Origin of the sequence: Rhizobium phaseoli (assembly GCF_001664385.1) — a bacterium.
GTDB lineage: Bacteria > Pseudomonadota > Alphaproteobacteria > Rhizobiales > Rhizobiaceae > Rhizobium > Rhizobium phaseoli.
The window spans coordinates 242132-263616 of sequence record NZ_CP013532.1 but is presented as its reverse complement, the minus strand read 5'-3'; the positions used below and the strand labels follow the sequence as shown (position 1 = coordinate 263616).

Sequence of the window (21485 nt, the reverse complement as noted above, 5' to 3'; positions counted from 1 at the left end):
GCACGTCCTTTTATTCCGGCTTCGGCGCTGCGCCGGCATCCGTTACGATGGATCCCGACTTGATGACCTGAATGATCGCACTGCCGTTGTCGCCGCTCAGCAGATAATCGGCGGCGCTGGTATCCTGCTCCTGGGCATCGGCGACCGAGCGCAACGCAAGCGACAGCCGGTCGGCCATCTGTTGAGCGACGGCGAGAACCTTGGTCTGGTCGGGCGTCAGCTCGAGCGTCGCGGTCGTTCCCACAACTGCCTTGGAACCATCGTCCTTTTCCTGGATCTGCTGGTCGATGGCGAGAACACGGACATTGCTCAGCACCGTCTCGGTGATGAGCTTGTTTGCCTCGGTGCCCTTGCGGACCATGATGACGTCGACGCGGTCGTTCGGCAGGATGAAGCCGCCGGCGCCCGTTGCCACGGAGATCTCGGTCGCAACGGCGCGTTTGCCGGCCGGCAACAGCGATGACAGGATACGGCTGCTGGAATCGGCGACCTTTTCCGGCCGGATCGGCTCACCTTCGAAGATCGGCAGGCGCACGACGGCGCCCTGCAGATCCTTGATCGCATCCGGCTTTTCGATTTCGGTGATGAGGCCCGGGACGACGCCGCCCTGCGGCCAGGCCATCCAGTGCACCGAGCCCTCTTCCAGCCTTTGGCCAACCGCCAGATTGCCGCTGGAGACGAGAACGTTAACGGTGGGTTCCTTCTCGATGACCGACTGCACCTGGGTGACGACACCACCGCTGCCGGCCATGCGCATTGCCAGGAGGCCGGCGAGGCCGGCTGCCACCACGGCGACAGCGAGAATTATAAGGCGGGCCGGTTTCATCGATCATTCCCCAAGGCACGATATGTTCGCCCTGCAGAATGCTCAGCAATTGGTATAATTATGGTTAATGGAACGCTTACATTTTAAGTTAACGGGCATTTAAAATGCCGTTATTTCAGGCTTTCCAACGCGGCGATGAAGATCGGCGAGGATGGAAAGGCCATGAAGCCACCAATCGCGATCGCGATGCCGTAAGGGATCTTCTTGGCGACCAGCACCGAGTCCGGAAGCGGCAGGCCAATTGCAAGAATGGTGTTCGACTGGGTTCTCACCAGCAGGATGAGCAAGGTGATGAGACCGCCGACCGCCGCCACGTCGGCCATCAGCAGGGTAAGCGACTGGTTCAGGCCGAACCAGAGTGCGCTGGCGCTCAACAGCTTGGCGTCTCCACCGCCCATCACGTTGAATGCAAAAAGCGCAAAACAAGCGGCAAGCACGATAGCGGCAGCGGCAAGATGCATGCCGATCGCCTGAAGGCCAAAACCCAAGAACGGCGCCAGCACCAGGAACGAGACGATAAGGATCAGGGAAACGCGATTCGGAATCGTCATGGTGAACAGGTCCGAGAAAGCCGCCATGGCGAGGCAGAGTGGCAGAACGACAAAGACACCAGTTGCGATCATGTCTATACCCGATCGTCGTAAGATACGAAAAGGCTCACGGCTGTGCAGCGCGTGAGCCCGCTCGACAGACCAGCCGGAGCAGATCCGGCCAGAATCAGGAAGATGCCGCCTCGCGGCACCTCGCTTAGTTGGCAGCCGAAGTGGCGCCGTCCATCTTGGTGCTCAGGCCGTTGAACGTGTTGCCGATCTTGGAACCGAGGCTCGTTGCGCCGGTGATGAGCGCGACGGAAATGAGAGCGGCGATCAGGCCGTATTCGATTGCGGTCGCGCCGGATTCGTCCTTCAGAAAACGGCTAAAAAGCTTGGTCATGGTTACTCCTAACTCCAGTTGATGTTCAGCACGTCCGCCAACTGTTGCCGTTGATCGGATGACCGCAATCTAATGAATGGGCGTTTCCATCGGCTTAAGAAAAAGAGTTAACGAGATGTGAAGACAATAAGAGGCTGCTACAGGGTAAGTATTACCTTATTCATTTCTCTCAATATTTAACGATATTCCTGGATTAACGGCGGGTTTCATCTAAAAATAGCACAGGCGATGCATCCAACTGAGACGTGTGCCATCCGGAGCGCGTGCCAAATCGGATCATCCTGCTTCACCCCGAAACACCATAGGGAGCTTAAAGCTTCATTCACCATTTTTTTCCATTCTATGCACCTGTTGCGCTGTGATCATGAAAGAGGACCAAATGTCATCGAGCGGCAAAACCGTTTTCTTTGCCGGCATGATCGCCGTTTTCGGTGTTTCGGGAATTTCCGCGGCCGCAGACGATGATATGCTGCGTGTCTATATGGATCACGCGCGCGTGTTGAAGCTCGACCGCCCGGTCAGCAAGGTGATCGTCGGCAATGCCAAGGTCGCCGACGCGACCGTGGCCGATGCCAAGACGATCGTGCTGACAGGACGCAGCTTCGGCACCACCAATCTCGTTCTGCTGGACGCCGACGGCAATGCCATCCTCGACGAGCGCATCCTGGTTTCGATCGATGAGGGCAACACGGTCCGCGTCTACCGGCAGACAGAGCGCTCCGTGCTGTCCTGCACGCCGAACTGCGAGCAGCACGCGCAGCAAGCGGCCGACAGCACCACGTCACCCTGATCGACTCGGCGCGGATCTTCTGCGATTCGTTAAAATCGTCGTATCGGACTGAAACGGAAAATCAACGAAGGCACCCTAGTGTGGCAGGCAGATGTCGCTCGGGTCCAGGCAATGACGGTAGTTGATCAGAAGACGGATGGGGAGCGCGCCTTCGCGCCGTTCCGTTTCTCCCAGTTTCGCGCTGCCGCCCGATCGCGCGACGGCGCAGCGGCGATCGAATTCGCCCTGCTTGCCATTCCTTATTTCGTCGTGATCTTCGCGATCCTCGAAACCTTCATCGCCTTTGCCGCCGAAGAACTCGTCTCCAATGCCGTCGATACGATGAGCCGGCGGATGCGGACCGGGCAGATCACCTACAATCTCGGCCGTACCACCGATATGACGCAGACGCAATTCCGTCAGGCCTTCTGCGACGAAATCTCGATTCTGATCAGTTGCTCGGCGACCGAGGCGTCGACGCCGAACAAGCTCTATCTTGATGTGCAGACCTTCGCCACTTTCTCGGCCATTCCGACGACAATCCCCAAGCTCTCCACCGACAGATATTCCGACCTCAACACGGCCGCTATCAAATATTCGCCCGGCGGCGCCGGCACGATCAACATGCTGCGCGCCTACTATCGCTGGGAAATCATCACGGATTTGGTCCGGCCTTACATCACGACGATCCGTCCCTCCGACGGTTCGATGCCGACGACATATCTGATTATCGCGACCGCGGCCTTCCAGAACGAGCAGTATCCATAATGGCATTGCGCAACCCGTTCACCCGACTGGCACTGACGGCGCGGCGGCTGATCCGAGAGCGCAAGGGCGCCGGCGCGATCGAGTTCGCGATCCTCTTTCCCGTGCTCATCATGCTCTATATCGGCGCTTTCGAGATCACGATCGGCCTCAGCGTCTCCAAGCGCGCGACCCGCGCCGCCGGTTCGATCGCCGACTTGGTTACCCAGCAGCAATCCATCACGAAGAGCACACTCACAGAGATGCGGTCGGTCGCAACCTCGATCTTCGTGCCATACAATTCGACCTCCCTGACGCTGAAGATCACCGGGGTTACCGTCGACGCCAGCGCCAATGCCAAGGTGCTCTGGTCCTGGGCGCAGGACGGGAGCGCGCCGTATGCCAAGAACACCGCGGTCAGCGACATACCCGCCGACATGAAGACGGCCAACAGCTTCCTCGTCCGCACCGAACTCAGCATTCCCTATACGATGTTCCTGTTCGCGCCGAATTTCATGCCGGATGGCATGCGCACGATCACCATCAGCCGCAGCTATTTCTACCGCCAGCGGCAGGGCGAATCGATCCCCTGCGGCGACTGCTGACGCCCCTCCGCGATCTCGAATTTGCCAAGCCGGGCGCGGCATTATATGCCTGGGCCGCAACCGCTTCCGATATCCCGGAGGTCGGCGATCGGTCCTTTCGGGGGTAAAATGGCGCGTGCCTTTCTTTTCGTTCTCGATTCGTTCGGCGTCGGCGGCGCGCCGGATGCGGCCGCCTATGGCGACGAAGGCGCCGATACGCTCGGCCATATCGCCGAATTCTGCGCCGCCGGAGCCGGGGATCGCGCCGGGCTGCGCAGCGGACCGCTTTGCCTGCCGAATATGTCCGAGCTTGGGCTGATGCATATCGCGCGCGCGGCCTCCGGTCAGTTTCCGGCCGGCATGCCTCTTCCGGAGAAGGTCTACGGCGTTTATGGGACCGCCAACGAAATTTCCCGCGGCAAGGACACGCCCTCGGGCCATTGGGAGATCGCGGGCACCCCGGTCAATTTCGACTGGGGTTATTTCCCGACGGAGGGCGACGCCTTCCCGCCGGAACTGATAGAGGCCTTGTGCCAAGACGGCGATGTGCCCGGCATTCTCGGCAACTGCCACGCATCAGGAACCGAAATCATCGCCCGGCTCGGCGAAGAGCATATCCGCACCGGCAAGCCGATCTGTTATACGTCTTCGGATTCAGTCTTCCAGGTCGCCGCGCACGAAGCGCATTTCGGTCTCGATCGGCTGCTCGCCTTCTGCCACATCGCCCGCGGGCTGCTCGACCCCTACAATATAGGCCGCGTCATCGCCCGGCCCTTCATCGGCCAGTCGGCTTCCACCTTCCAGCGCACCGGAAACCGGCGCGACTTCTCGGTGCTGCCGCCGGAACCGACATTGCTCGACAGACTCCTCCAGCACGGCCGGCACGTGCATGCGGTCGGAAAGATCGGCGATATCTTCGCCCATCAGGGAATTTCGCGCGTCATCAAGGCGACAGGCAACGAGGCGCTGATGGATGCGTCGCTGTCGGCGATCGACGCGGCGAACGACGGCGATCTCGTCTTCACCAATTTCGTCGATTTCGACATGAATTACGGCCATCGCCGTGATGTGCCGGGCTATGCCGCAGCCCTCGAAGCCTTCGATGCGCGCCTGCCCGACGTCCACAAGAAGCTGAAGCCCGGCGACCTCGTCGTGCTCACCGCCGATCATGGCTGTGACCCGACCTGGCGCGGCACGGACCATACGCGCGAGCGCGTGCCTGTTATCGCCTATGGCCCCGGCATCCGGTCGCGTTCGATCGGGGTGCGCCGCAGCTATGCCGATATCGGCGAAAGCATTGCGCGCCATCTCGGCATTCCGGCCGGGCCGCATGGAAGGAGTTTTCTGTGACATCACATTTGAAGAAGGTCGAGCTGCACTGCCATCTGGAGGGGGCGGCACCGCCAGCTTTGACCGAGGCGCAGGCGCGGAAATACGGCATCGACATGAGTGAGCAGCTTCGCGACGGCGCCTATGTCTGGCATGATTTCGCAAGTTTTCTCGAATGTTACGACAAAGTGTCGGAAGTCTACAAGACCGAGGAGGACTATGCGCTTCTGACCGAAACCTATCTCGATGAACTCGCCGCCATCAACACGATCTACAGCGAACTCATCGTGTCACCCGATCACGGCAAGCGCATCGGGCTCGGCGCCGACGCCTATATCTCGGGTGTGTGCGAAGGCATCCGGCGCGCAAAGGAGAAGAGCGGCATCGAGGCTCGGCTGATCGTCACCGGCGAACGGCATTTCGGCCCGGACAGCGTGATCGGTGCTGCCGAATATGCGGCAAAGGCCGGCAACCCGCTGATCACCGGCTTCAACCTGGCCGGCGAAGAGCGCATGGGCCGTGTCGCCGATTATAGCAGAGCTTTCGATATCGCCCGCGATGCCGGCCTGGGATTGACCATCCATGCCGGCGAGGTCTGCGGCGCCTTCAGCGTCGCCGACGCGCTCGATGCGGTGCGCCCCGCGCGCATCGGCCATGGCGTGCGCGCCATCGAGGATCTCGACCTGGTGAAGCGGCTTGCCGATCTCGGCACCGTGCTCGAGGTCTGCCCGGGCTCCAATATCGCGCTCAGGGTCTATCCCGATTTCGCTTCGCATCCGCTGCGCCGGCTGAAGGAAGCGGGCGTGCCGGTGACGATCAGCTCGGATGATCCGCCATTCTTCCATACGTCGCTCGAGCGGGAATATGCGCTTGCCGCTGAAGCTTTCGGTTTCGACAATGCGGAGATCGACGCCATGACGCGCACCGCCATCGAAGCCGCCTTCGTCGACGCGCAGACGCGGAAAGCGCTGCTCGCCCGCCTTTGAGGCGAGAGTCTTTCCTGACCGGGAAAGGCTCCGGAGGTTGGGGAAGATCGGGGCAAATTCGGCTGCACTCTTGCGGTCGGGCCAATTTCCGTGAAAGAAACATTCGATAGAAAGAATGAAAGGCTTCCCCATGGACGGCGTCACGGTCATCGATCATCCGCTTGTGCAGCACAAGCTCACCATCATGCGACGCAAGGAGACATCGACGGGAAGTTTCCGGCGCCTGCTGCGCGAAATCTCCACGCTGCTCTGTTACGAGGTCACCCGCGACCTCGAGCTGACGATGGAAACGATCGAGACGCCGCTGCAGACGATCGAGTCGCCGATCCTGGAAGGCAAGAAGCTGGTCTTCGCCTCCATCCTGCGCGCCGGCAACGGCCTGCTCGAGGGTATGCTCGATCTCGTGCCGTCCGCCCGCGTCTCTCATATCGGCGTCTATCGCGATCACGAAACGCTGCAGCCGGTCGAATATTACTTCAAGGCGCCGGAAGATGTGGCTGAACGGCTGATCATCGTCGTCGACCCGATGCTGGCGACCGGCAACTCCTCGATCGCGGCGATCGACAAGCTCAAGGAGCGCGGCGCCCACAATATCCGCTTCCTCTGCCTGCTTGCCGCCCCCGAAGGCATCCGCAATTTCCGCGCAGCGCATCCCGACGTTCCCGTCTTCACCGCGGCGATCGACAGCCATCTCAACGAGAAGGGCTATATCGTGCCCGGCCTCGGCGATGCCGGCGATCGCATGTACGGCACCAAGTAATTTCAGCCTTCCTTTACCAAATCGAAAGAGTTTTACGGCCCGGCGGTTCGCGCCGGGCCGTTTTCGTGCCGATATTAGCAACTTATCAGCACTTCAGGCTTAGCAGTCTGAAAGCATGAGGGCCTCGCATGAAGCGAGGTTTATACAGGAAGGATTTCTGTTTCATGCTCGTGCGTACCATCATATTCGCCAGCATCGCCGCGGTGCTCGCCACACAAGTGCCGTCCTTCTTCCCCGGCACAGGTCCACAGCCCGCCGACACTCTTTCCGCCAATTACATCTCGAGCGAAAGCGGCATGCCCGCCGCCCCCGCACCCGTTTCCGGCAGCAATGTGATCCGCCTGCAGGCAGATGCGCAGGGCCACTATACCGGCAATTTCAAGATCAACGGCAAGCCGGTGCAAGGCCTGATCGATACCGGCGCCACCTATGTCGCGCTCAACGAGACGCTGGCGCGCCGGATGGGCTTCACCGCCAACCAGCTCGATTTCCGCTATGGCGTCAACACCGCGAACGGCCAGACCAAGGCCGCGCAAGTGACACTCGACCGGATCGAAATCGGCGGCATCCGGGTCCGGGACGTTGAAGCCTTCGTCCTCAAGGACGAAGCGCTGACGACGACGCTGGTCGGCATGAGCTTCCTGAAGAAGCTCGCCTCCTATTCCGTCGCTGACGGCTCGCTCAGCCTCAAGCAATAGACTGTGTCAGATAAGGCCTGAAATGATCGGGTTCAGCGCCGGCGCGTCCTCGGTGATGCGGTAGTGCGCGGCAAGTGCTGCGGCCGCCCTTTCCGCCGCGGCGTCGTCGGCGGCGTGAACGAGGGCGATCGGCTCGCCGGCATTCACGCGGGTGCCAAGCGGCAGCAGTTCGGAGAAGCCGACGCGGTGATCGATCCGATCGGCGGGATGGCGCCGTCCGCCGCCAAGATCGATGACGCTGACACCGATGCCACGGGCGTCGCAGGCGGCAAGCCAGCCGGACCGCGCGGCCGCAACAGGCTTTTCGACCGGCGCTCTAGCGAGGTATCTGTCCGGGTTCTCGATCAGATCGGCCGGGCCGCCGAGCATGGATACCATGCGCGAGAAAATCTCGGCCGCCTTCCCCGACGACAGGGCCCGGCGCGCCATTGCCTCGCCTTCCTCAGGCAAAGCGGCAATGCCCGATTTCTCCAGCATCTCGGCGGCGAAGGCAAGAACGACAGCCTCGAGCCGCGTATTTCCTTTCCTGCCCGCCAGGAAATCCAGGCAGTTGCGCATCTCCACGACGTTGCCGGCGCTATCGGCGAGCGGCTCGTTCATGTCGGTGATGAGCGCCGACGTCTTCACGCCCGCGCCATTCGCCACCTCGACCAGCGACCGTGCCAGCATTTCCGCCTGATCGCGCTCAGCCATGAAGGCGCCGTTGCCGACCTTGACGTCGAGCACCAGCGTCTGAAGACCGGCGGCAAGCTTCTTGGAGAGGATGGAGGCGGTGATCAAGGGAATGGAATCGACGGTGGCGGTTACATCGCGCACGGCGTAGAGCCTGCCGTCAGCGGGCGCCAAAGCGCCGGTCTGGCCGATGATGGCGCATCCTGCCTGCTTGACCACCCGGTGAAACAGATCCGCATCCGGGGTGATCATATAGCCGGGAATGGATTCAAGCTTATCGAGCGTGCCGCCGGTATGGCCGAGGCCGCGGCCTGATATCATCGGGACGGCGAGGCCGCAGGCGGCGGCGATCGGCGCCAGCATCAGCGAGACATTGTCGCCGACGCCTCCAGTCGAATGTTTGTCGGCAATCGGACGGTCGATATCGGCCCATTGCAGCCGGTCGCCGGAATCGGCCATCGCCAGCGTCAAGGCGACGATTTCCTGGCGCGACATGCCCTTGAACCAGACGGCCATGGCGAAGGCGCCGATCTGGCCTTCGGACAATCGACCAGCGGCAAGCGCATCGATGAAAGACCGGATATCGGCGGCGGCGAGTTCACCGCCGTCGCGCTTGCGCCGGATGATCTCCTGCGGGATCATCTCAATAGCCCGACGCCGCAGCCGATGCCGGCTGCGCTCCGCTGAGAACCGCCAGTATGTCGTCGAGCAGGCCGGAAGCGCCGAAGCGGAAGGTCGAGGGCATCGCCCAATCCGGCGCCATGATGGTTTCGGCGAGGCTGAGATAGAGCGCCGCATCGGCCACCGAGCCGATGCCGCCGGCCGGTTTGAAGCCAACCTTGCGTCCGCTTTCGCGAATGGCCCGGATCATGATGTCGGCGGCTTCGAGCGTCGCATTGACGGCCACCTTGCCTGTCGAGGTCTTGATGAAATCCGCGCCGGCTTCAATGGCAAGTTCGGAGGCGCGGCGGATCAAGGCCGCCTCTTTCAATTCGCCGGTCTCGATGATGACCTTCAGCAGAACCGGCCCAGTGCATTCTGCGCGCACGGCACGGACCATGTCGGTCACCGCCTTCTCATCGCCAGCTATGAACTTGCGGTAGGGGATGACCAGATCGATCTCGTCGGCGCCGTCGGCAATCGCCTCGCGGGTTTCGGCGGCGACATCGGCCACCTCCATCTCGCCCGCCGGGAAATTGACCACGGTCGCGATGCGCACGGCATGGCCGGTGCCGAGGATATTGCGGGCCTGGGCGACGAAGCGCGGCCAGATGCAGATCGCGGCGCTGTTGCCGTAGGGCGTCTGCGCACGGGCGCAGAGGGCTTCGATCTGCGCCTCGGTGCAATCGTCCTTCAGATTGGTGAGATCGAGAAGGGAAAGGGCGACAGCCGCCGTTTCCCGGATGGAATGGCTATTCATTTTCACTTCCTCTGGAGCATGAAGCCGAAAAGTGTGAGCGGTTTTCGGACGACATCATGCTCTCACTATTTAATGTCGAACAGGATTCAGATTTTACGCCGACCCGGCCTAAAATCATCTTGCTCCGGCGGCAATCATCTCTTTCAATATGGCGGCGAGACGGGCGCCGCCGATGGGCGCCATGTCCTTGGTTTCTTCATGGCTGAGTTCGTTGCCGGTCATGCCTGCTCCATAGTTGGTGATAACCGAGGCCGCCGCAACCCTCAGGCCCAGCATTCTTGCGATGATGACCTCGGGCACCGTCGACATGCCGACGGCATCGGCGCCGAGGATGCGCGCCATGCGGATTTCGGCCGGCGTTTCGAAGCTTGGACCGGAGAACCACATGTAGACACCCTGGGCCAGCTCGATCTTGAGCTTTGCCGCAGCCTTCCGCATCGCGGCGGCAAGGTCGGTATCATAGGCATTGGTCATGCCGACGAAACGCTGATCGCTTTCCTCGCCGATCAGCGGGTTCATGCCGGAATAGTTTATATGGTCGGTGATCTGCATCACCGAACCTGGCGGCATGTCCTCACGCAGCGATCCTGCTGAATTGGTCAGAATCAGCGCCTCGACGCCCAGCGCCTTCAACACCTCGAGCGGCAGGCGCATGGCATTGGCATCGCCCTTCTCGTAATAATGGACGCGGCCGGAGAGCATGATCACGGGCACGCCGCCGAGGCGGCCGGCGACGACTTCGCCCGCATGGCCGGAGACGGCGCTGACAGGAAAGCCCGGCAGGTCGCGATAGGGAATACGCACGGCGCCGTCCAATTGGTCAACGAGGGAGCCGAGACCGGAGCCGAGCACGATGCCATGGTGCGGTTTGATGGCGCCGATCAAGGCGGCGAGCAGATCGACCGTCGCCTTCATCCGAGTTCGGTCTCGAAGCTGAAAGGAAGAAGCTCTTCCATCGTCATGGTCTTCTGCACGCCGGCCTCATCGCAAAGATAGATCTTCGTGTCCTTGGAAGCGAATTCGGAGATCTTCTGGCGGCAGCCGCCGCAGGGCGGGCAGAGCGGCAGTTTCTCGGCAATGACAGCCATTTCGACGATCTTCCGGGCGCCGCCCATGATCATGGCGCTGATTGCCGTCGGCTCGGCGCACCAGCCTTGCGGAAAGGAGAGGTTTTCGATGTTGGCGCCGGTATAGACTTTGCCATCCTCGGCGCGGATCGCCGCGCCGACCGGGAATTTCGAATAGGGTGCATGGGCAAAGGCCATGGCGCCGCGCGCGGCTTCGAACAGGTCGTGGGACATGATCAACGCTCCTTGGTATAGGGCACGCCGCCGGCCTTCGGCGGGGTCGCGACGCCGATAAAGCCGGCGAGCAGGATGCAGGTGAGGACATAGGGCAGCGCCTGGAAGATTTGCACCGGAACCTCACCGATCAGCGGCACCTGCTTGCCCTGCATGAAATTCGCCAGCGCGTCGAGGAAACCAAAGAGCAGGCAGGCGAGCATGACCGGCACCGGTTTCCACTTGGCAAAGACCAGTGCGGCGAGCGCGATGTAGCCCTTACCCGCCGACATATCCTTGATGAAGGCAGCGGATTGGGCGATGGCGAGATAAGTGCCGGAAAAGCCGCAGAGGATACCGGCGCACATGACCGCGCGGTAGCGCAGCCAGGTGACCGAAATGCCCGCGGTGTCGACCGCGCCCGGATTTTCACCGACGGCGCGAAGCCTGAGGCCGAAGCGCGTGCGGTAGAGCACCCACCAGGAGAAGGGGACGGCGAGGAAGGCGAGGTACGTCAGGATATTATTGCCCGATATGACGCCGGCATAGAGCGGACCGATGATCGGCACATTATGAATGGCATCTGCGCCCGGCAGGATGATCGGCGCGAAGCGCGCTTCCGGCAACAGCTGCGGCGTGCGGCCGCCCTGGCCAAACCAGGCCTGCCCCAGGACAATGGTGATGCCGGCGATGAAGAAGTTGATGGCGACGCCCGAGACGATCTGATTGCCGCGATTGGTGATCGAGGCGAAGCCGTGCACCAGACTGAGCGCCACCGAACAGACGATGCCGGCGCCGAGCCCCAGCCAAGCCGAACCAGAGAGATAGGCGACGCAGGCTGCGGCGAAGGCCGAGCCCAGCATCTTGCCTTCGAGGCCGATATCGAAAACGCCCGCGCGCTCGGAAAACAGGCCGGCGAGCGCCGTGAAGATCAGCGGAATGGAGAGCCGTACCGTCGAACTCAGGACGTTGATGAAGATTTCATAGTAATCCATCGTCCGCTCCTCAGGCCGGCTTGAACTGCTGGTAGATGTGCACCATTGCCGGTCGGAACATGTATTCGAGCGCACCGGCAAACAGGATCACCAGACCCTGGATGACGAGGATCATCTCACGGGTGATGTTCGGCATTTCAAAGGAGATCCAGTCGCCGCCCTGATAGAGGGTGCCGAAGAGGATCGCCGCCAGGATGATGCCGAGCGGATGATTGCGGCCCATCAGCGAGACGGCAATGCCGACGAAGCCGGCGCCGCCGACGAACTCGACCTGCAGACGGGCGGACGAGCCCATGACGGGATTGAGCGCCATCATGCCGGCGAGCGCACCCGACAGCAGCATAGCGATGATGACGATGCGGGCATAGGGAATGCCGGCATAGGCCGCGGCCGTCGAGCTCACGCCCAGCGTACGCATTTCGAAGCCGAGCTTGGTGCGCCAGATGAGGATCCAGACGAACCATGCGGCCAGAAGCGCGATGATAAAGGAGACGTTGAAGGGAGCGGCGCCGAGCTTGGCTCCGAACATCGACATGATCCAGCCGAGCTTCGGAAGCTGCCCGCCCTCGAGGAAGGTACGGGTTTCCGGCGCCATTTTGCCGGGCACGATCAGCACGTGCACCAGCAGATAGACCATGAGGGCGGCTGCGATATAGTTGAACATGATCGTCGTGATGACGATATGGCTGCCGCGCTTGGCCTGGAGGAACGCGGGAATGAAGGCCCAGGCTGCGCCGAAGATGCCGGCGCCGATAATGGCGAGCGGCATCGTCACATACCAGGGCACGTATTTGTCGAGCGCCAGCGCCACGAGCGCGCAGCCGAGGCCGCCGATATAGGCTTGGCCTTCGGAGCCGATGTTGAAGAGACCGGCATGGATCGCTACCGCGACGGAAAGGCCGGTAAAGATGAAGCTCGTCGCATAGTAGAGAGTGAAACCTATGCCTTCGCCGCTGCCGAAGGCGCCCTCGATCAGCAGCGAAAGGGCGGCAAGCGGGCTTTCACCGATCAGCCAGACGACGAAGCCGGAGATCAGGAAGGCGACGATAAGGTTGAGAATAGGGATCAGGCCGTAGTTGATCCAGTTTGGCAGCGGAACGGAAGCAGTGCTCATAAGGGCCTCACGCGGCAATGCCGGCCATCATCAGGCCGAGGGTCTGTTCACCGGCATCGGGCGTCTTCTCGCCGACGATGTTGCCGGCAAACATGACAAGGATACGGTCTGAAAGGGCGCGGATCTCATCGAGTTCGACGGAGACGAGCAGGATCGCCTTGCCCGCATCGCGCATTTCGATGATCCGGCGGTGGATGAATTCGATGGCGCCGATATCGACGCCGCGGGTCGGCTGGCCGATGATCAGCATCTTCGGGTCGCGCTCGATCTCGCGGGCAACGACGATCTTCTGCTGGTTGCCGCCGGAGAAGTTCGCCGTCTTCAGCCGCGGGTTCGGCGGGCGGATGTCGTATTTTTCGATCTTTTCCATCGCGTCCTTGCGGATCGCGTCGAGATCGAGCAGCGGGCCTTTGCTATAGCCCGGGCGGCGGTGATAGCCGAGCACGGAATTTTCGTATTCCTCGAATTTCAGCACCAGGCCCATGTGGTGGCGGTCCTCGGGAATATGGGCAAGGCCGAGATCGCGCAGTCGGGCGGGATCGGCCTTGTCGATCGTCTGGCCGTCGAGAAGAATTTCGCCGGAGGCGGGCTTACGGATGCCGGCAATCGCCTCCAGCAATTCGGACTGGCCGTTGCCGGCAACCCCGGCAACGCCGACGATTTCGCCGGCGCGGACATCGAAGGAGACGTTGTCCACCATGATAACGCCGCGATTGTCCTTGACGGTGAGGTTGCGGACGGAGAGCACGGCAGCGCCCGGGTGTCCCTCACCCTTCTGCACGCGCAGCAGCACGCGGCGGCCGACCATCAGCTCGGCAAGCTCCTCCACCGTCGTTTCGGCCGTCTTGCGGGTCGCGACCATCTCGCCGCGGCGCATGACCGAGACCGTATCGGTGATCGCCATGATCTCGCGCAGCTTGTGGGTGATGAGGATGATCGTCTTACCCTGGTCGCGCAGCACCTTGAGGATGCGGAAGAGGTGATCGGCTTCGGCCGGCGTCAACACGCCTGTGGGTTCGTCGAGGATCAGAATTTCGGCGCCGCGATACATCGCTTTGAGGATTTCGACGCGCTGCTGCAGGCCGACGGGAAGCTGTTCGATCAGTGCGTCCGGATTGACCTCGAGGCCGTATTCCGTTTCCAGCCGCTTCAGCTCGGCACGCGCCGAGGCGACGCCTCTCGCCAGCAGCGAGCCGCCTTCGGCGCCAAGCATGATATTCTCGAGAACGGTGAAATTATCGACCAGCATGAAATGCTGGTGCACCATGCCGATGCCGGCGGCGATCGCCGCCTGGCTGTCACGGATGGTGACGGGATTGCCGTTGACGCGGATTTCGCCGCTGTCGGCGTGGTAAAAACCGTAAATGATCGACATCAGCGTCGATTTGCCGGCGCCGTTTTCGCCGATGATGCCGTGGATCGTCCCCTTGGCAACGGTGAGGTTGATGTCCTTGTTGGCGTGGACGGCACCGAATTTCTTATCGATGCCGACAAGCTCGATAGCGGGCTTATCTGTCACAGCAGGCTCCAAATAAGAAAAGGGCGTATGGCGAAAATCCCCTCCGCCATACGCCCGATCTCAATCGTCGATTACATCAGGGCGCGGATCACTTCGGGCAAGCGTTGTCCGAGGTATAATCGTGAACTTTCACGGTTCCCGCAATGATGTCAGCCTTGGCCTTGTCGACGGCCGCCTGCATTTCCGGCGTGATCAGCGACTTGTTGTTGTCGTCGATCGCTGCACCAACGCCATCTTCCTTGACGCCGAGCGCCTGAACGCCGCCGGTGAACTTGTCGTTCTTGGTGTCGGTGTAGGCGTTGTAGACGGCGAGATCGACGCGCTTGACCATCGAGGTCAGCACCGAGCCCGGATGCAGATGGTTCTGGTTGGAGTCGACGCCGATCGACAGCTTCTTGTTGTCGGCGGCAGTCTGCAGAACGCCGAGACCGGTGGCGCCGGCTGCCGCGTAAATGACGTCGGCACCCTGGTCGATCTGGTTCTTGGTGAGCTCACCGCCGCGAACCGGGTCGTTCCAGGCCGCACCGGTGGTGCCGGTCATGTTCTGGAACACTTCGATATCGGCCTTGGCGGCGCGGGCGCCCTGCTCATAGCCGCATTCGAATTTGCGGATCAGCGGAATGTCCATGCCGCCGACGAAGCCGACCTTGCCGGTCTTGGAGGCCATGCCGGCGAGAATGCCGACGAGATAGGAGCCTTCTTCTTCCTTGTAGACGACCGAACGGACGTTCGGCTTGTCGACGACGGAGTCGACGATGATGAACTTGGTATCGGGGAATTCGGCTGCGACCTTCTCAATGGCCGAAGTCCAGGCGAAGGAAACGGCGACCACGGGGTTGAAGCCGCGGCTTGCGAAGTTGCGGATGGCCTGTTCGCCCTGGGTGTCGCCGGTCGGCTCGAAGTCGCGATAGGCAATGCCGGTCTCGGCCTTGAACTTCTCGGCGCCGTTATAGGCCGCTTCGTTGAAGGACTTATCGAACTTCCCGCCGGTGCCGTAAACCAGCGCCGGCTTGACATCGGCGGCAAGCGCCGTCGTCGACATGGCAGCCACGGCAAGGAGAGTGAGAAGGGATTTTTTCATTGTGCAGCCCTGTTGTTGCTATTCGTTAGGGGTCCTCCCGCAAGTCCTTTTCGGACATGTCTGCGGAACCACCCGACCTCCCCCCGGAGGCCTGGCTGGGCGCATCCTTGCATGGCTCACGGAAAAATTCACCAGAAATTTTTCAGGCGGTAAAGATTTGCAGCAATTGCTGAAAATCAGTTCTCCCGGGCTGATTTTTGGACATTTCGCCGAGCGGCATGCGGATTTTTTAGCCGATCCGCGGGCCGTCGCTAAAACCGGGCCCTGAAACCGGGCAAGGGTAAATGCCCCGGTCTTTTGCTGGATCGCACCGCCTGAAACAGCATCGCTATGCGATGAACCGACCGGAGACCTGCGGTTTCTTGTAGCCGACCATCCAAAGAAGCAGGGCGATCACCAGAAAGACCGCAAAGGCCGGCTGGAGCATCAGCCACTGAAAGATGAAGGCATAGAAACGCGGGTGGATATAATAGGAGAGCGCAGATTGCAGCGAGGTCAGCGTGTCCGGGCTGACATCCTGCCAGGCGTCCGACATCGGCGTCATGACAACGGCGGATGCCGCAACCGACTGGATTGAATCGATGGTCCCGGCAATAACGGCCGCCGCAAGCGCGACAAGACTGGCCAGACGCAACAGGAAACGCATCAATTCCTCCGACGCTTCGACATGCCGGACAATTCCGGCGGACCCGCGCCATTCTCCACCTTGAGAATTACATAGTCATCAATGGGGTGAAGCACAACGGACGGGCGCAGGCGAGTTTTATCGGAAGAAGTCAAAAAACTGTTAGATTTGGGTTGATCGGCAAAAATTCATCGGTATATATCGCGCCGTTCCGACGATTTGCTCCTCTCCTGGTGCGAACGCCAAAGGACAGGTGGCCGAGTGGTTTAAGGCGCACGCCTGGAACGCGTGTGTACGTGAAAGCGTACCGAGGGTTCGAATCCCTCCCTGTCCGCCATTCTAATATAACCTGCTTGACTGATTTTTCATTATCAAAACCCTTTATTAGAGATCAACGACAGTAGCGACATTCATTCCCCTGGAGTTGGGCCGCCGGCGACGCCATCTGCTCGCAACGAATGAGCTTCCAGCCAGGCCATGAGGTTCTCTTTGAAGCCTGCGCCCCCTATCTTGAACATGTCGAGATATAGCTCGGGCGCAAGCGCCTCATAGAAATGTTCGGGGTTGCGCTTGGTGATGAAGGCATACAGTCCCCATACGCCAGCAAGAGTCGTCTCGATCGTTTCTCCCTCCCGATTCGCTGCGTAAACGGCCTGTTCTGCAAGAGCTCTGACAAACCAGGGGTGATGCTCTTTCGCTTCCAACACCCACCGACCACATCGAGCAGCTTTAACGGGGTCCTTTGGAACTTCCCCATCCTGGAATACGATCAAGTTGATCAGCTTTGAAGATGGAGGCCAACGATGTTTAGGATCGTGGACAAAATTTAGATCGCAAGACCCGCATCGATAACGCTGCGTCCGCCGCACTTTGCCGTTTTTTACAAATTTTCGGCTGTGGCATTCGGGGCAGTGCGCTTCCTCAGTCCCCTCCATGTCAGCCGCCCCGCTTCTTTTCCTGTGGTGGACGCCTGCGCCAGCTTCGCAGTTCACGGAGAAGCGAGTTAATCGCTGCGATCAGACCTGTGACGGCGACGATAGTCGCCGTTAAAGAGAGTAAATCCAAGGGCCACTCCTGATGGCTGTTCGGGATGCCACAAGGATATGAGTTGTCAGATTCCCTGCAACGATGAATTTTACGCAAAATTAAGAGATAGATGAAGACGATTTTGGCGCGTTGACTCTTTCCGGCGAGCGCTTCGCCTTAGCAGTTCAATATCTCGAAGCACCATTTCTCCGATGAGTTTACCGGCTCGAAGCTATCAAAAATCGAACATTCCAGAATTTTTACCACGCTGCTTCACCGGGTCTTTGCACGTGACGCGGTATGCTCGGGAAAATTAAAAACCAGAGGTAAAACAGGTGGAAGAACTTTCGGTGAAGTCGAAGATCATCAAATCCGTCTATTTCAGCCAGGAAGACGGGCGGCTCAGGATTTGCTTCAAGAATGGTGAGGAGCGGCTGTTCGAAGGGGTTCCCGCGTCGGAAGCCCATGCGATGACAGCGGCACCGTCTCCCGGCCATTATTACCTCGACCGGATCAGAACCCAGTTTCGCAGACTGGCTGCCTAACCGTCGAGGCATCCGCAGCCGACCTGCCGGATCGCGTGGAATCGACACAGATCCGGTGGATATTAACCGGCCGTTTACCGTCCCTATCATCTTGGTTGGATCGGCCCGACCGGAAGGCGACTACTTATCGATGCTGCCGTTTTGCGATTCGGCCAGCCGGGAGGCTCGGAGGCGGACCCCAGCCAGGAAGCCGAGCCTCCCCGTCACGCTCAGTGCGTCGAGATAGCGAATTAGGGCTAATCCTGTGTAAAACCGGAATCAGCGCATCCGGACTCGACACGGCTTCATTAGCATGATTGCATAAGCCCATCAAATGAGGGGGTGACGATGTTCGAGGATCTGCTTGAGATGCAGGAACGCGGTGCACGCGATCGTGCGCTCGGCCGCAGTCTGGCCGACAATCCGATGTCGAAGCCGGATGTGCTGCCGATCACCGATCTGCAGGAATGGTTTTCGATGTTCGACGCCTGGCGCTTCGGCTGGTCAATCGAGGACGCGATGACAGGGCACATCGATATGCCCCGGGACGGTCACGCGATGCCCCGGAACGGCCGCGCCGTACCCGGGGATGGCCGTGCGGCGCAGCGCGCCTAAACCAGGACGGTCTGATCGACCCTGTCCTCGGTGCCGAAGAATTTCAGGTAGCGTTCGACTTCTGCCGGTTCGCCGGTCGCCTTCTGCGGATTGTCCGAGAGCTTCACCGCCGGACGGCCGTTGGCGTCGCTGACCTTGCAGACGACCGAAATTGGATTGAGGCCCGAGATTTCGGTCGGGGCGCAGCCGGCAAAATCATTGGTCAGGTTCGTGCCCCAGCCGAAGCTCATGCGCACGCGGCCTTCGAAATGCCGATAGGTGTCGATGATGGCGTCGACATCGAGGCCGTCGGAGAAGATCAGCAGCTTCTGGCGCGGATCGCGGCCCATCTTCTTCCACCAGTCGATGATCTTCTCCCCGCCTTCGATCGGCGGCGCGCTGTCCGGACGGAAGCCGGTCCAGTCGGCCACCCATTCCGGTGCGTCGCGCAGGAAAGCCGCGGTGCCAAAGGCATCCGGCAGGACGATCAGAAGATTGCCGCCATAGAGCTTGTTCCAGTCGCGCAGGATCTTGTAGGGCGCATTGCGCAGCTGCTCGTCGGTTTGCGCCAGGGCGGCGGCCACCATCGGCAGCTCATGGGCATTGGTGCCGACCGCCTCGAGATCGGAATCCATTGCCAGCAATACGTTGCTGGTGCCGGTAAAGGCCGGGCCGATGCCTTCCTTCAGCGCCTCGACGCACCAGCGCTGCCAGAGAAAACTGTGACGGCGGCGGGTGCCGAAATCGGAAATGCGCAAGCCCGGCAGCTCCCTCAGCCGCTCGACCTTCGACCACATCTTGGCCTTGGCGCGGGCATAGAGCACATCGAGGGTGAAAGGGCCGAGCGCCTTCATCGCCGAGCGCGACCGCAGCTCGTTGACGATTGCCAGCGCCGGGATCTCCCACATCGTGGTTTCCTTCCAGGCCCCGTGAAAATCCAGCACATATTGGCCGTCCTTCTTCGAGAGCTCGTATTCGGGAAGCTGGAAGTTGGAAAGCCAGGCGAGGAATTCCGGCTCGAAAATCTGGGCGCGGCCGTAGAAGCTGTTACCCGCAAGCCAGATCATCTCCTTCTTGGAGAGCCGCAGCGTACGGGCGTGATCCAGCTGTTCACGCAATTCGCCTTCGTCGATCTCCTCGGCGAGGTGGACGCGTTTGGTCCGATTGATCAGCGTGAAGGAGGCATTGACGTCTGGATAGAGCTTCCAGATCATCTGCAGCATCAGCAGCTTGTAGAAGTCGGTATCGATCAGGCTGCGGATGATCGGGTCGAGCTTCCAAGCGTGATTGTAGACGCGTCGTGCAATATCGGTCTTGGCCATGAATTCCTGCCCCTGTCCAATCCGGTCAGGTGCTGCCAAGTATCCGGGCCGGCGCACGAAACCGGCTCGTGCGTCTTCTTATCGAAAAATCAGCGGACAAAGTCCAGATAAAACATGAGCATCCCGCCGCGGCCGGGCGGCGGGATGGGTAGGCCATCTGGAATTGCTCTATTGGGCCGGCGCCGCAGGCTGGCCCGGTGCCGCAGGCGCAACATTCGGGGACGGCGCCATTGCCGGCGTCTCGGTCGGCACTGCATTGCTATTTTGCTCCGCCGGGGCAGGTGCTGTTTCCGATTTCTGGAGCTGCTGGCCGGGCTGCTGTGGCGCAACCTCGTTCGCCTCGCGATTACCCCAGATCTCGACCGGGATCCACACGACGAAAGCGAGGATCAGCGCGACGAGCAGCACCGTCAGGATGCGGTACCCCATGCGCCCCTGCTTTGCCTTAACCGGCGGGATCTGCTCTTCCTTGTGAAGCTTGCCGTCGGATTTTTCCCAGCGTGTTTCCGTCTGATGCGCCATCATCGTCTCCTTCCGCTGCCTTCGAGGATGATGCCGAAAAGTGTGAGTGGCTTTCGGACGACATCATGCTCTAACTCTTTAGAACAGGATTCAGATTTTAGGCCGACCGGGCCTAAGATCATCCTGTTCTAGCGGCCGATCCGGCCGCAAGAAACGTTCGCAGAGAAAACGGTCAGTCGTCTCGAAGGTTCCCGACGCTCAATAGCCGGCGGCGCGGTCGACGACGAATTGCAGCGGCTCACCGCGCTCGAAACGGGCGATCTGCGTCTCGACATGGCGGAACAGGGCGTTCTCTTCGGAGACCGCCGCGTCATGCGGGGTGATGAAAACGTTCTTCAACGCCCACAGCGGGTTATCCGACGCCAAGGGCTCCACCTCGAAAACGTCAAGCGAAGCGCCGCCGAGGATGCCGTCCCGGATGGCCGAGACAATGTCGGCCTCGACCTGGCTGCGGCCGCGGCCGGCATTGATGAAGACCGGCCGCCCGAGCGCGCCATCGCGGCGGAGCTTTTTAAATAGCCCGCTATCATAGAACCCCGTGGTGTCGGGCGTCAGCGGCAAGAGGCCGACGAGAATGTCGGTCCTGGCGAGGAACGCATCCAATTGGCGCGCGTCAAAAGTCTCGATGCCATCGATTTCTTTACGGGTCCGCGACCAGCCGATGACGTTGAACCCCATCACTTTCAGCTTGGCGACCGCGTCCTGCCCGAGCACGCCGAGACCCATGACGCCGACCGTCACTTCCGCGGCTTCGGGCGCGATCAACTTCGCCCATTCGCCCCGCCGCTGGCTGATATCATGGGCGTATTGCCCGCGCAGATGCATCAGGCATTGCATCACCACCCATTCGCTCATGCGGGTGGTCAGGCTGCGATCGACGAAACGAACGATCGGGATCTCAGGCAGGCCGTCCATGCCGATGATATGATCGACCCCGGCGCCGCCGGAAAAGATCACCTTGAGGTTCGGCGCGCGCTGGAAGAGATCGGCATCCGGTTTCCAGAGAAGCGCGTATTCGGCCGCTCTGAGATCCCGCAGGCGATCGGCCGGATCGGCGAGATTGATGCTGCCGCGGTCGGCAAAGGCCGTTTTCAGCACGCGGGCGACACCTTCGGGATTGAACTTGATGTCGACGAGAACAGGAGGAGGTGTGGACATGATG

At 60.8% G+C, this 21485-nt stretch carries 25 protein-coding genes and 1 tRNA gene; 10 read left to right on the top strand and 16 right to left on the bottom strand.

Going from position 1 to position 21485, the window contains the following annotated elements; translation table 11 throughout:
• Positions 1-10: 10 nt before the first annotated feature.
• The 3 genes from cpaB to AMC88_RS01235 all read right to left on the bottom strand — a co-directional run bounded on the left by cpaB (position 11) and on the right by AMC88_RS01235 (position 1759).
• Complete coding sequence (gene cpaB / locus AMC88_RS01245) at positions 11-826, bottom strand: Flp pilus assembly protein CpaB (protein WP_004668694.1); 816 nt, start codon at positions 824-826, stop codon at positions 11-13.
• 110 nt (positions 827-936) lie between these two features.
• A complete protein-coding gene (locus AMC88_RS01240) occupies positions 937-1449 on the bottom strand; it encodes an A24 family peptidase (RefSeq protein WP_064821140.1) in 513 nt (170 codons plus the stop codon).
• Between the two features lie 124 nt (positions 1450-1573).
• Complete coding sequence (locus tag AMC88_RS01235; RefSeq protein WP_004668696.1) at positions 1574-1759, bottom strand: Flp family type IVb pilin; 186 nt, start codon at positions 1757-1759, stop codon at positions 1574-1576.
• A 379-nt stretch (positions 1760-2138) separates the two neighbouring features.
• Here AMC88_RS01235 and AMC88_RS01230 point away from each other — a divergent pair, with 379 nt between their 5' ends.
• The 7 genes from AMC88_RS01230 to AMC88_RS01200 all read left to right on the top strand — a co-directional run bounded on the left by AMC88_RS01230 (position 2139) and on the right by AMC88_RS01200 (position 7629).
• Complete coding sequence (locus AMC88_RS01230; RefSeq protein ID WP_012482274.1) at positions 2139-2549, top strand: pilus assembly protein N-terminal domain-containing protein; 411 nt, start codon at positions 2139-2141, stop codon at positions 2547-2549.
• A gap of 111 nt (positions 2550-2660) precedes the next feature.
• Positions 2661-3296 (top strand): TadE/TadG family type IV pilus assembly protein, encoded by a 636-nt coding sequence (locus tag AMC88_RS01225; RefSeq protein ID WP_012482273.1) that lies wholly within the window; start codon positions 2661-2663, stop codon positions 3294-3296.
• On the top strand, positions 3296-3877 hold the full coding sequence (locus tag AMC88_RS01220) for a TadE/TadG family type IV pilus assembly protein (RefSeq protein ID WP_012482272.1): 582 nt from the start codon (positions 3296-3298) through the stop codon (positions 3875-3877). Before AMC88_RS01225 ends, AMC88_RS01220 begins: the two co-directional genes overlap by 1 nt.
• A gap of 108 nt (positions 3878-3985) precedes the next feature.
• Positions 3986-5206, top strand: coding sequence for a phosphopentomutase (locus AMC88_RS01215; protein ID WP_041683515.1), 1221 nt, complete (start codon positions 3986-3988; stop codon positions 5204-5206).
• Positions 5203-6171, top strand: a complete 969-nt coding sequence (locus AMC88_RS01210; RefSeq protein WP_012482270.1) for an adenosine deaminase — start codon at positions 5203-5205, stop codon at positions 6169-6171. Before AMC88_RS01215 ends, AMC88_RS01210 begins: the two co-directional genes overlap by 4 nt.
• Positions 6172-6301: 130 nt before the next feature.
• Complete coding sequence (upp, locus tag AMC88_RS01205; RefSeq protein WP_004674949.1) at positions 6302-6931, top strand: uracil phosphoribosyltransferase; 630 nt, start codon at positions 6302-6304, stop codon at positions 6929-6931.
• 128 nt (positions 6932-7059) lie between these two features.
• Positions 7060-7629: a TIGR02281 family clan AA aspartic protease gene (locus tag AMC88_RS01200; RefSeq protein WP_041683514.1), complete on the top strand. Its 570-nt coding sequence runs from the start codon at positions 7060-7062 to the stop codon at positions 7627-7629.
• Positions 7630-7635: 6 nt separating this feature from the next.
• On the opposite strand, the gene deoA is transcribed toward AMC88_RS01200, so the two are convergent.
• The 9 genes from deoA to AMC88_RS01155 all read right to left on the bottom strand — a co-directional run bounded on the left by deoA (position 7636) and on the right by AMC88_RS01155 (position 16356).
• Entirely contained in the window at positions 7636-8943 is a 1308-nt protein-coding gene (gene deoA / locus AMC88_RS01195; RefSeq protein ID WP_012482268.1) for a thymidine phosphorylase, read from the bottom strand.
• Position 8944: 1 nt separating this feature from the next.
• Complete coding sequence (deoC, locus tag AMC88_RS01190; protein WP_004673564.1) at positions 8945-9721, bottom strand: deoxyribose-phosphate aldolase; 777 nt, start codon at positions 9719-9721, stop codon at positions 8945-8947.
• Positions 9722-9835: 114 nt separating this feature from the next.
• On the bottom strand, positions 9836-10636 hold the full coding sequence (locus AMC88_RS01185) for a purine-nucleoside phosphorylase (protein WP_012482267.1): 801 nt from the start codon (positions 10634-10636) through the stop codon (positions 9836-9838).
• On the bottom strand, positions 10633-11022 hold the full coding sequence (locus tag AMC88_RS01180; RefSeq protein ID WP_004673557.1) for a cytidine deaminase: 390 nt from the start codon (positions 11020-11022) through the stop codon (positions 10633-10635). Before AMC88_RS01180 ends, AMC88_RS01185 begins: the two co-directional genes overlap by 4 nt.
• Positions 11023-11024: 2 nt before the next feature.
• Positions 11025-11996, bottom strand: a complete 972-nt coding sequence (locus tag AMC88_RS01175) for an ABC transporter permease (protein WP_004673556.1) — start codon at positions 11994-11996, stop codon at positions 11025-11027.
• A gap of 10 nt (positions 11997-12006) precedes the next feature.
• The gene (locus AMC88_RS01170) at positions 12007-13110 is read right to left on the bottom strand and encodes an ABC transporter permease (protein WP_004673554.1); all 1104 of its coding nucleotides are present in this window, start codon (positions 13108-13110) and stop codon (positions 12007-12009) included.
• 7 nt (positions 13111-13117) lie between these two features.
• Positions 13118-14629, bottom strand: a complete 1512-nt coding sequence (locus AMC88_RS01165; protein WP_037115036.1) for an ABC transporter ATP-binding protein — start codon at positions 14627-14629, stop codon at positions 13118-13120.
• A gap of 88 nt (positions 14630-14717) precedes the next feature.
• The gene (locus AMC88_RS01160; protein ID WP_004673552.1) at positions 14718-15710 is read right to left on the bottom strand and encodes a BMP family lipoprotein; all 993 of its coding nucleotides are present in this window, start codon (positions 15708-15710) and stop codon (positions 14718-14720) included.
• A gap of 328 nt (positions 15711-16038) precedes the next feature.
• The gene (locus AMC88_RS01155; RefSeq protein WP_012482264.1) at positions 16039-16356 is read right to left on the bottom strand and encodes a hypothetical protein; all 318 of its coding nucleotides are present in this window, start codon (positions 16354-16356) and stop codon (positions 16039-16041) included.
• A gap of 226 nt (positions 16357-16582) precedes the next feature.
• Between AMC88_RS01155 and AMC88_RS01150 the strand changes: the two genes are divergently transcribed.
• Positions 16583-16672: transfer RNA gene (locus AMC88_RS01150), tRNA-Ser, on the top strand.
• Between the two features lie 73 nt (positions 16673-16745).
• Here the strand turns inward: AMC88_RS01150 and AMC88_RS32945 are convergent.
• Positions 16746-17270, bottom strand: coding sequence for a transposase-like zinc-binding domain-containing protein (locus tag AMC88_RS32945; protein ID WP_041683513.1), 525 nt, complete (start codon positions 17268-17270; stop codon positions 16746-16748).
• 426 nt (positions 17271-17696) lie between these two features.
• Here AMC88_RS32945 and AMC88_RS01140 point away from each other — a divergent pair, with 426 nt between their 5' ends.
• Together AMC88_RS01140 and AMC88_RS01135 are read left to right on the top strand one after the other, a co-directional pair.
• Positions 17697-17906 carry a KTSC domain-containing protein gene (locus tag AMC88_RS01140; RefSeq protein ID WP_010023871.1) on the top strand — a complete coding sequence of 70 codons (210 nt, stop codon included), beginning with the start codon at positions 17697-17699 and terminating at the stop codon, positions 17904-17906.
• A gap of 327 nt (positions 17907-18233) precedes the next feature.
• On the top strand, positions 18234-18500 hold the full coding sequence (locus AMC88_RS01135; RefSeq protein WP_010023870.1) for a CrpP-related protein: 267 nt from the start codon (positions 18234-18236) through the stop codon (positions 18498-18500).
• On the opposite strand, the gene pncB is transcribed toward AMC88_RS01135, so the two are convergent.
• The 3 genes from pncB to AMC88_RS01120 all read right to left on the bottom strand — a co-directional run bounded on the left by pncB (position 18497) and on the right by AMC88_RS01120 (position 21481).
• Positions 18497-19801 (bottom strand): nicotinate phosphoribosyltransferase, encoded by a 1305-nt coding sequence (gene pncB, locus AMC88_RS01130; protein ID WP_004673542.1) that lies wholly within the window; start codon positions 19799-19801, stop codon positions 18497-18499. The genes AMC88_RS01135 and pncB overlap by 4 nt on opposite strands.
• A 168-nt stretch (positions 19802-19969) precedes the next feature.
• Positions 19970-20326, bottom strand: a complete 357-nt coding sequence (locus tag AMC88_RS01125; protein WP_064824682.1) for a hypothetical protein — start codon at positions 20324-20326, stop codon at positions 19970-19972.
• A gap of 195 nt (positions 20327-20521) precedes the next feature.
• Positions 20522-21481 (bottom strand): 2-hydroxyacid dehydrogenase, encoded by a 960-nt coding sequence (locus AMC88_RS01120; protein ID WP_064821135.1) that lies wholly within the window; start codon positions 21479-21481, stop codon positions 20522-20524.
• Positions 21482-21485 lie beyond the last annotated feature (4 nt).

What these genes read in the sequence shown, in the direction of transcription:
- AMC88_RS01135 (WP_010023870.1), top strand. Translation starts at nt 18,234, where the DNA reads ATGTTCGAGGATCTGCTTGAGATGCAGGAACGCGGTGCACGCGATCGT.
- AMC88_RS01230 (WP_012482274.1), top strand. Translation starts at nt 2,139, where the DNA reads ATGTCATCGAGCGGCAAAACCGTTTTCTTTGCCGGCATGATCGCCGTT.
- AMC88_RS01235 (WP_004668696.1), bottom strand. Translation starts at nt 1,759, where the DNA reads ATGACCAAGCTTTTTAGCCGTTTTCTGAAGGACGAATCCGGCGCGACC.
- AMC88_RS01120 (WP_064821135.1), bottom strand. Translation starts at nt 21,481, where the DNA reads ATGTCCACACCTCCTCCTGTTCTCGTCGACATCAAGTTCAATCCCGAA.
- AMC88_RS32945 (WP_041683513.1), bottom strand. Translation starts at nt 17,270, where the DNA reads ATGGAGGGGACTGAGGAAGCGCACTGCCCCGAATGCCACAGCCGAAAA.
- AMC88_RS01200 (WP_041683514.1), top strand. Translation starts at nt 7,060, where the DNA reads ATGAAGCGAGGTTTATACAGGAAGGATTTCTGTTTCATGCTCGTGCGT.
- deoC (WP_004673564.1), bottom strand. Translation starts at nt 9,721, where the DNA reads ATGAATAGCCATTCCATCCGGGAAACGGCGGCTGTCGCCCTTTCCCTT.
- AMC88_RS01225 (WP_012482273.1), top strand. Translation starts at nt 2,661, where the DNA reads ATGACGGTAGTTGATCAGAAGACGGATGGGGAGCGCGCCTTCGCGCCG.
- AMC88_RS01160 (WP_004673552.1), bottom strand. Translation starts at nt 15,710, where the DNA reads ATGAAAAAATCCCTTCTCACTCTCCTTGCCGTGGCTGCCATGTCGACG.
- AMC88_RS01180 (WP_004673557.1), bottom strand. Translation starts at nt 11,022, where the DNA reads ATGTCCCACGACCTGTTCGAAGCCGCGCGCGGCGCCATGGCCTTTGCC.
- deoA (WP_012482268.1), bottom strand. Translation starts at nt 8,943, where the DNA reads ATGATCCCGCAGGAGATCATCCGGCGCAAGCGCGACGGCGGTGAACTC.
- AMC88_RS01175 (WP_004673556.1), bottom strand. Translation starts at nt 11,996, where the DNA reads ATGGATTACTATGAAATCTTCATCAACGTCCTGAGTTCGACGGTACGG.
- cpaB (WP_004668694.1), bottom strand. Translation starts at nt 826, where the DNA reads ATGAAACCGGCCCGCCTTATAATTCTCGCTGTCGCCGTGGTGGCAGCC.
- AMC88_RS01155 (WP_012482264.1), bottom strand. Translation starts at nt 16,356, where the DNA reads ATGCGTTTCCTGTTGCGTCTGGCCAGTCTTGTCGCGCTTGCGGCGGCC.
- upp (WP_004674949.1), top strand. Translation starts at nt 6,302, where the DNA reads ATGGACGGCGTCACGGTCATCGATCATCCGCTTGTGCAGCACAAGCTC.
- AMC88_RS01125 (WP_064824682.1), bottom strand. Translation starts at nt 20,326, where the DNA reads ATGATGGCGCATCAGACGGAAACACGCTGGGAAAAATCCGACGGCAAG.
- AMC88_RS01220 (WP_012482272.1), top strand. Translation starts at nt 3,296, where the DNA reads ATGGCATTGCGCAACCCGTTCACCCGACTGGCACTGACGGCGCGGCGG.
- pncB (WP_004673542.1), bottom strand. Translation starts at nt 19,801, where the DNA reads ATGGCCAAGACCGATATTGCACGACGCGTCTACAATCACGCTTGGAAG.
- AMC88_RS01170 (WP_004673554.1), bottom strand. Translation starts at nt 13,110, where the DNA reads ATGAGCACTGCTTCCGTTCCGCTGCCAAACTGGATCAACTACGGCCTG.
- AMC88_RS01240 (WP_064821140.1), bottom strand. Translation starts at nt 1,449, where the DNA reads ATGATCGCAACTGGTGTCTTTGTCGTTCTGCCACTCTGCCTCGCCATG.
- AMC88_RS01215 (WP_041683515.1), top strand. Translation starts at nt 3,986, where the DNA reads ATGGCGCGTGCCTTTCTTTTCGTTCTCGATTCGTTCGGCGTCGGCGGC.
- AMC88_RS01185 (WP_012482267.1), bottom strand. Translation starts at nt 10,636, where the DNA reads ATGAAGGCGACGGTCGATCTGCTCGCCGCCTTGATCGGCGCCATCAAA.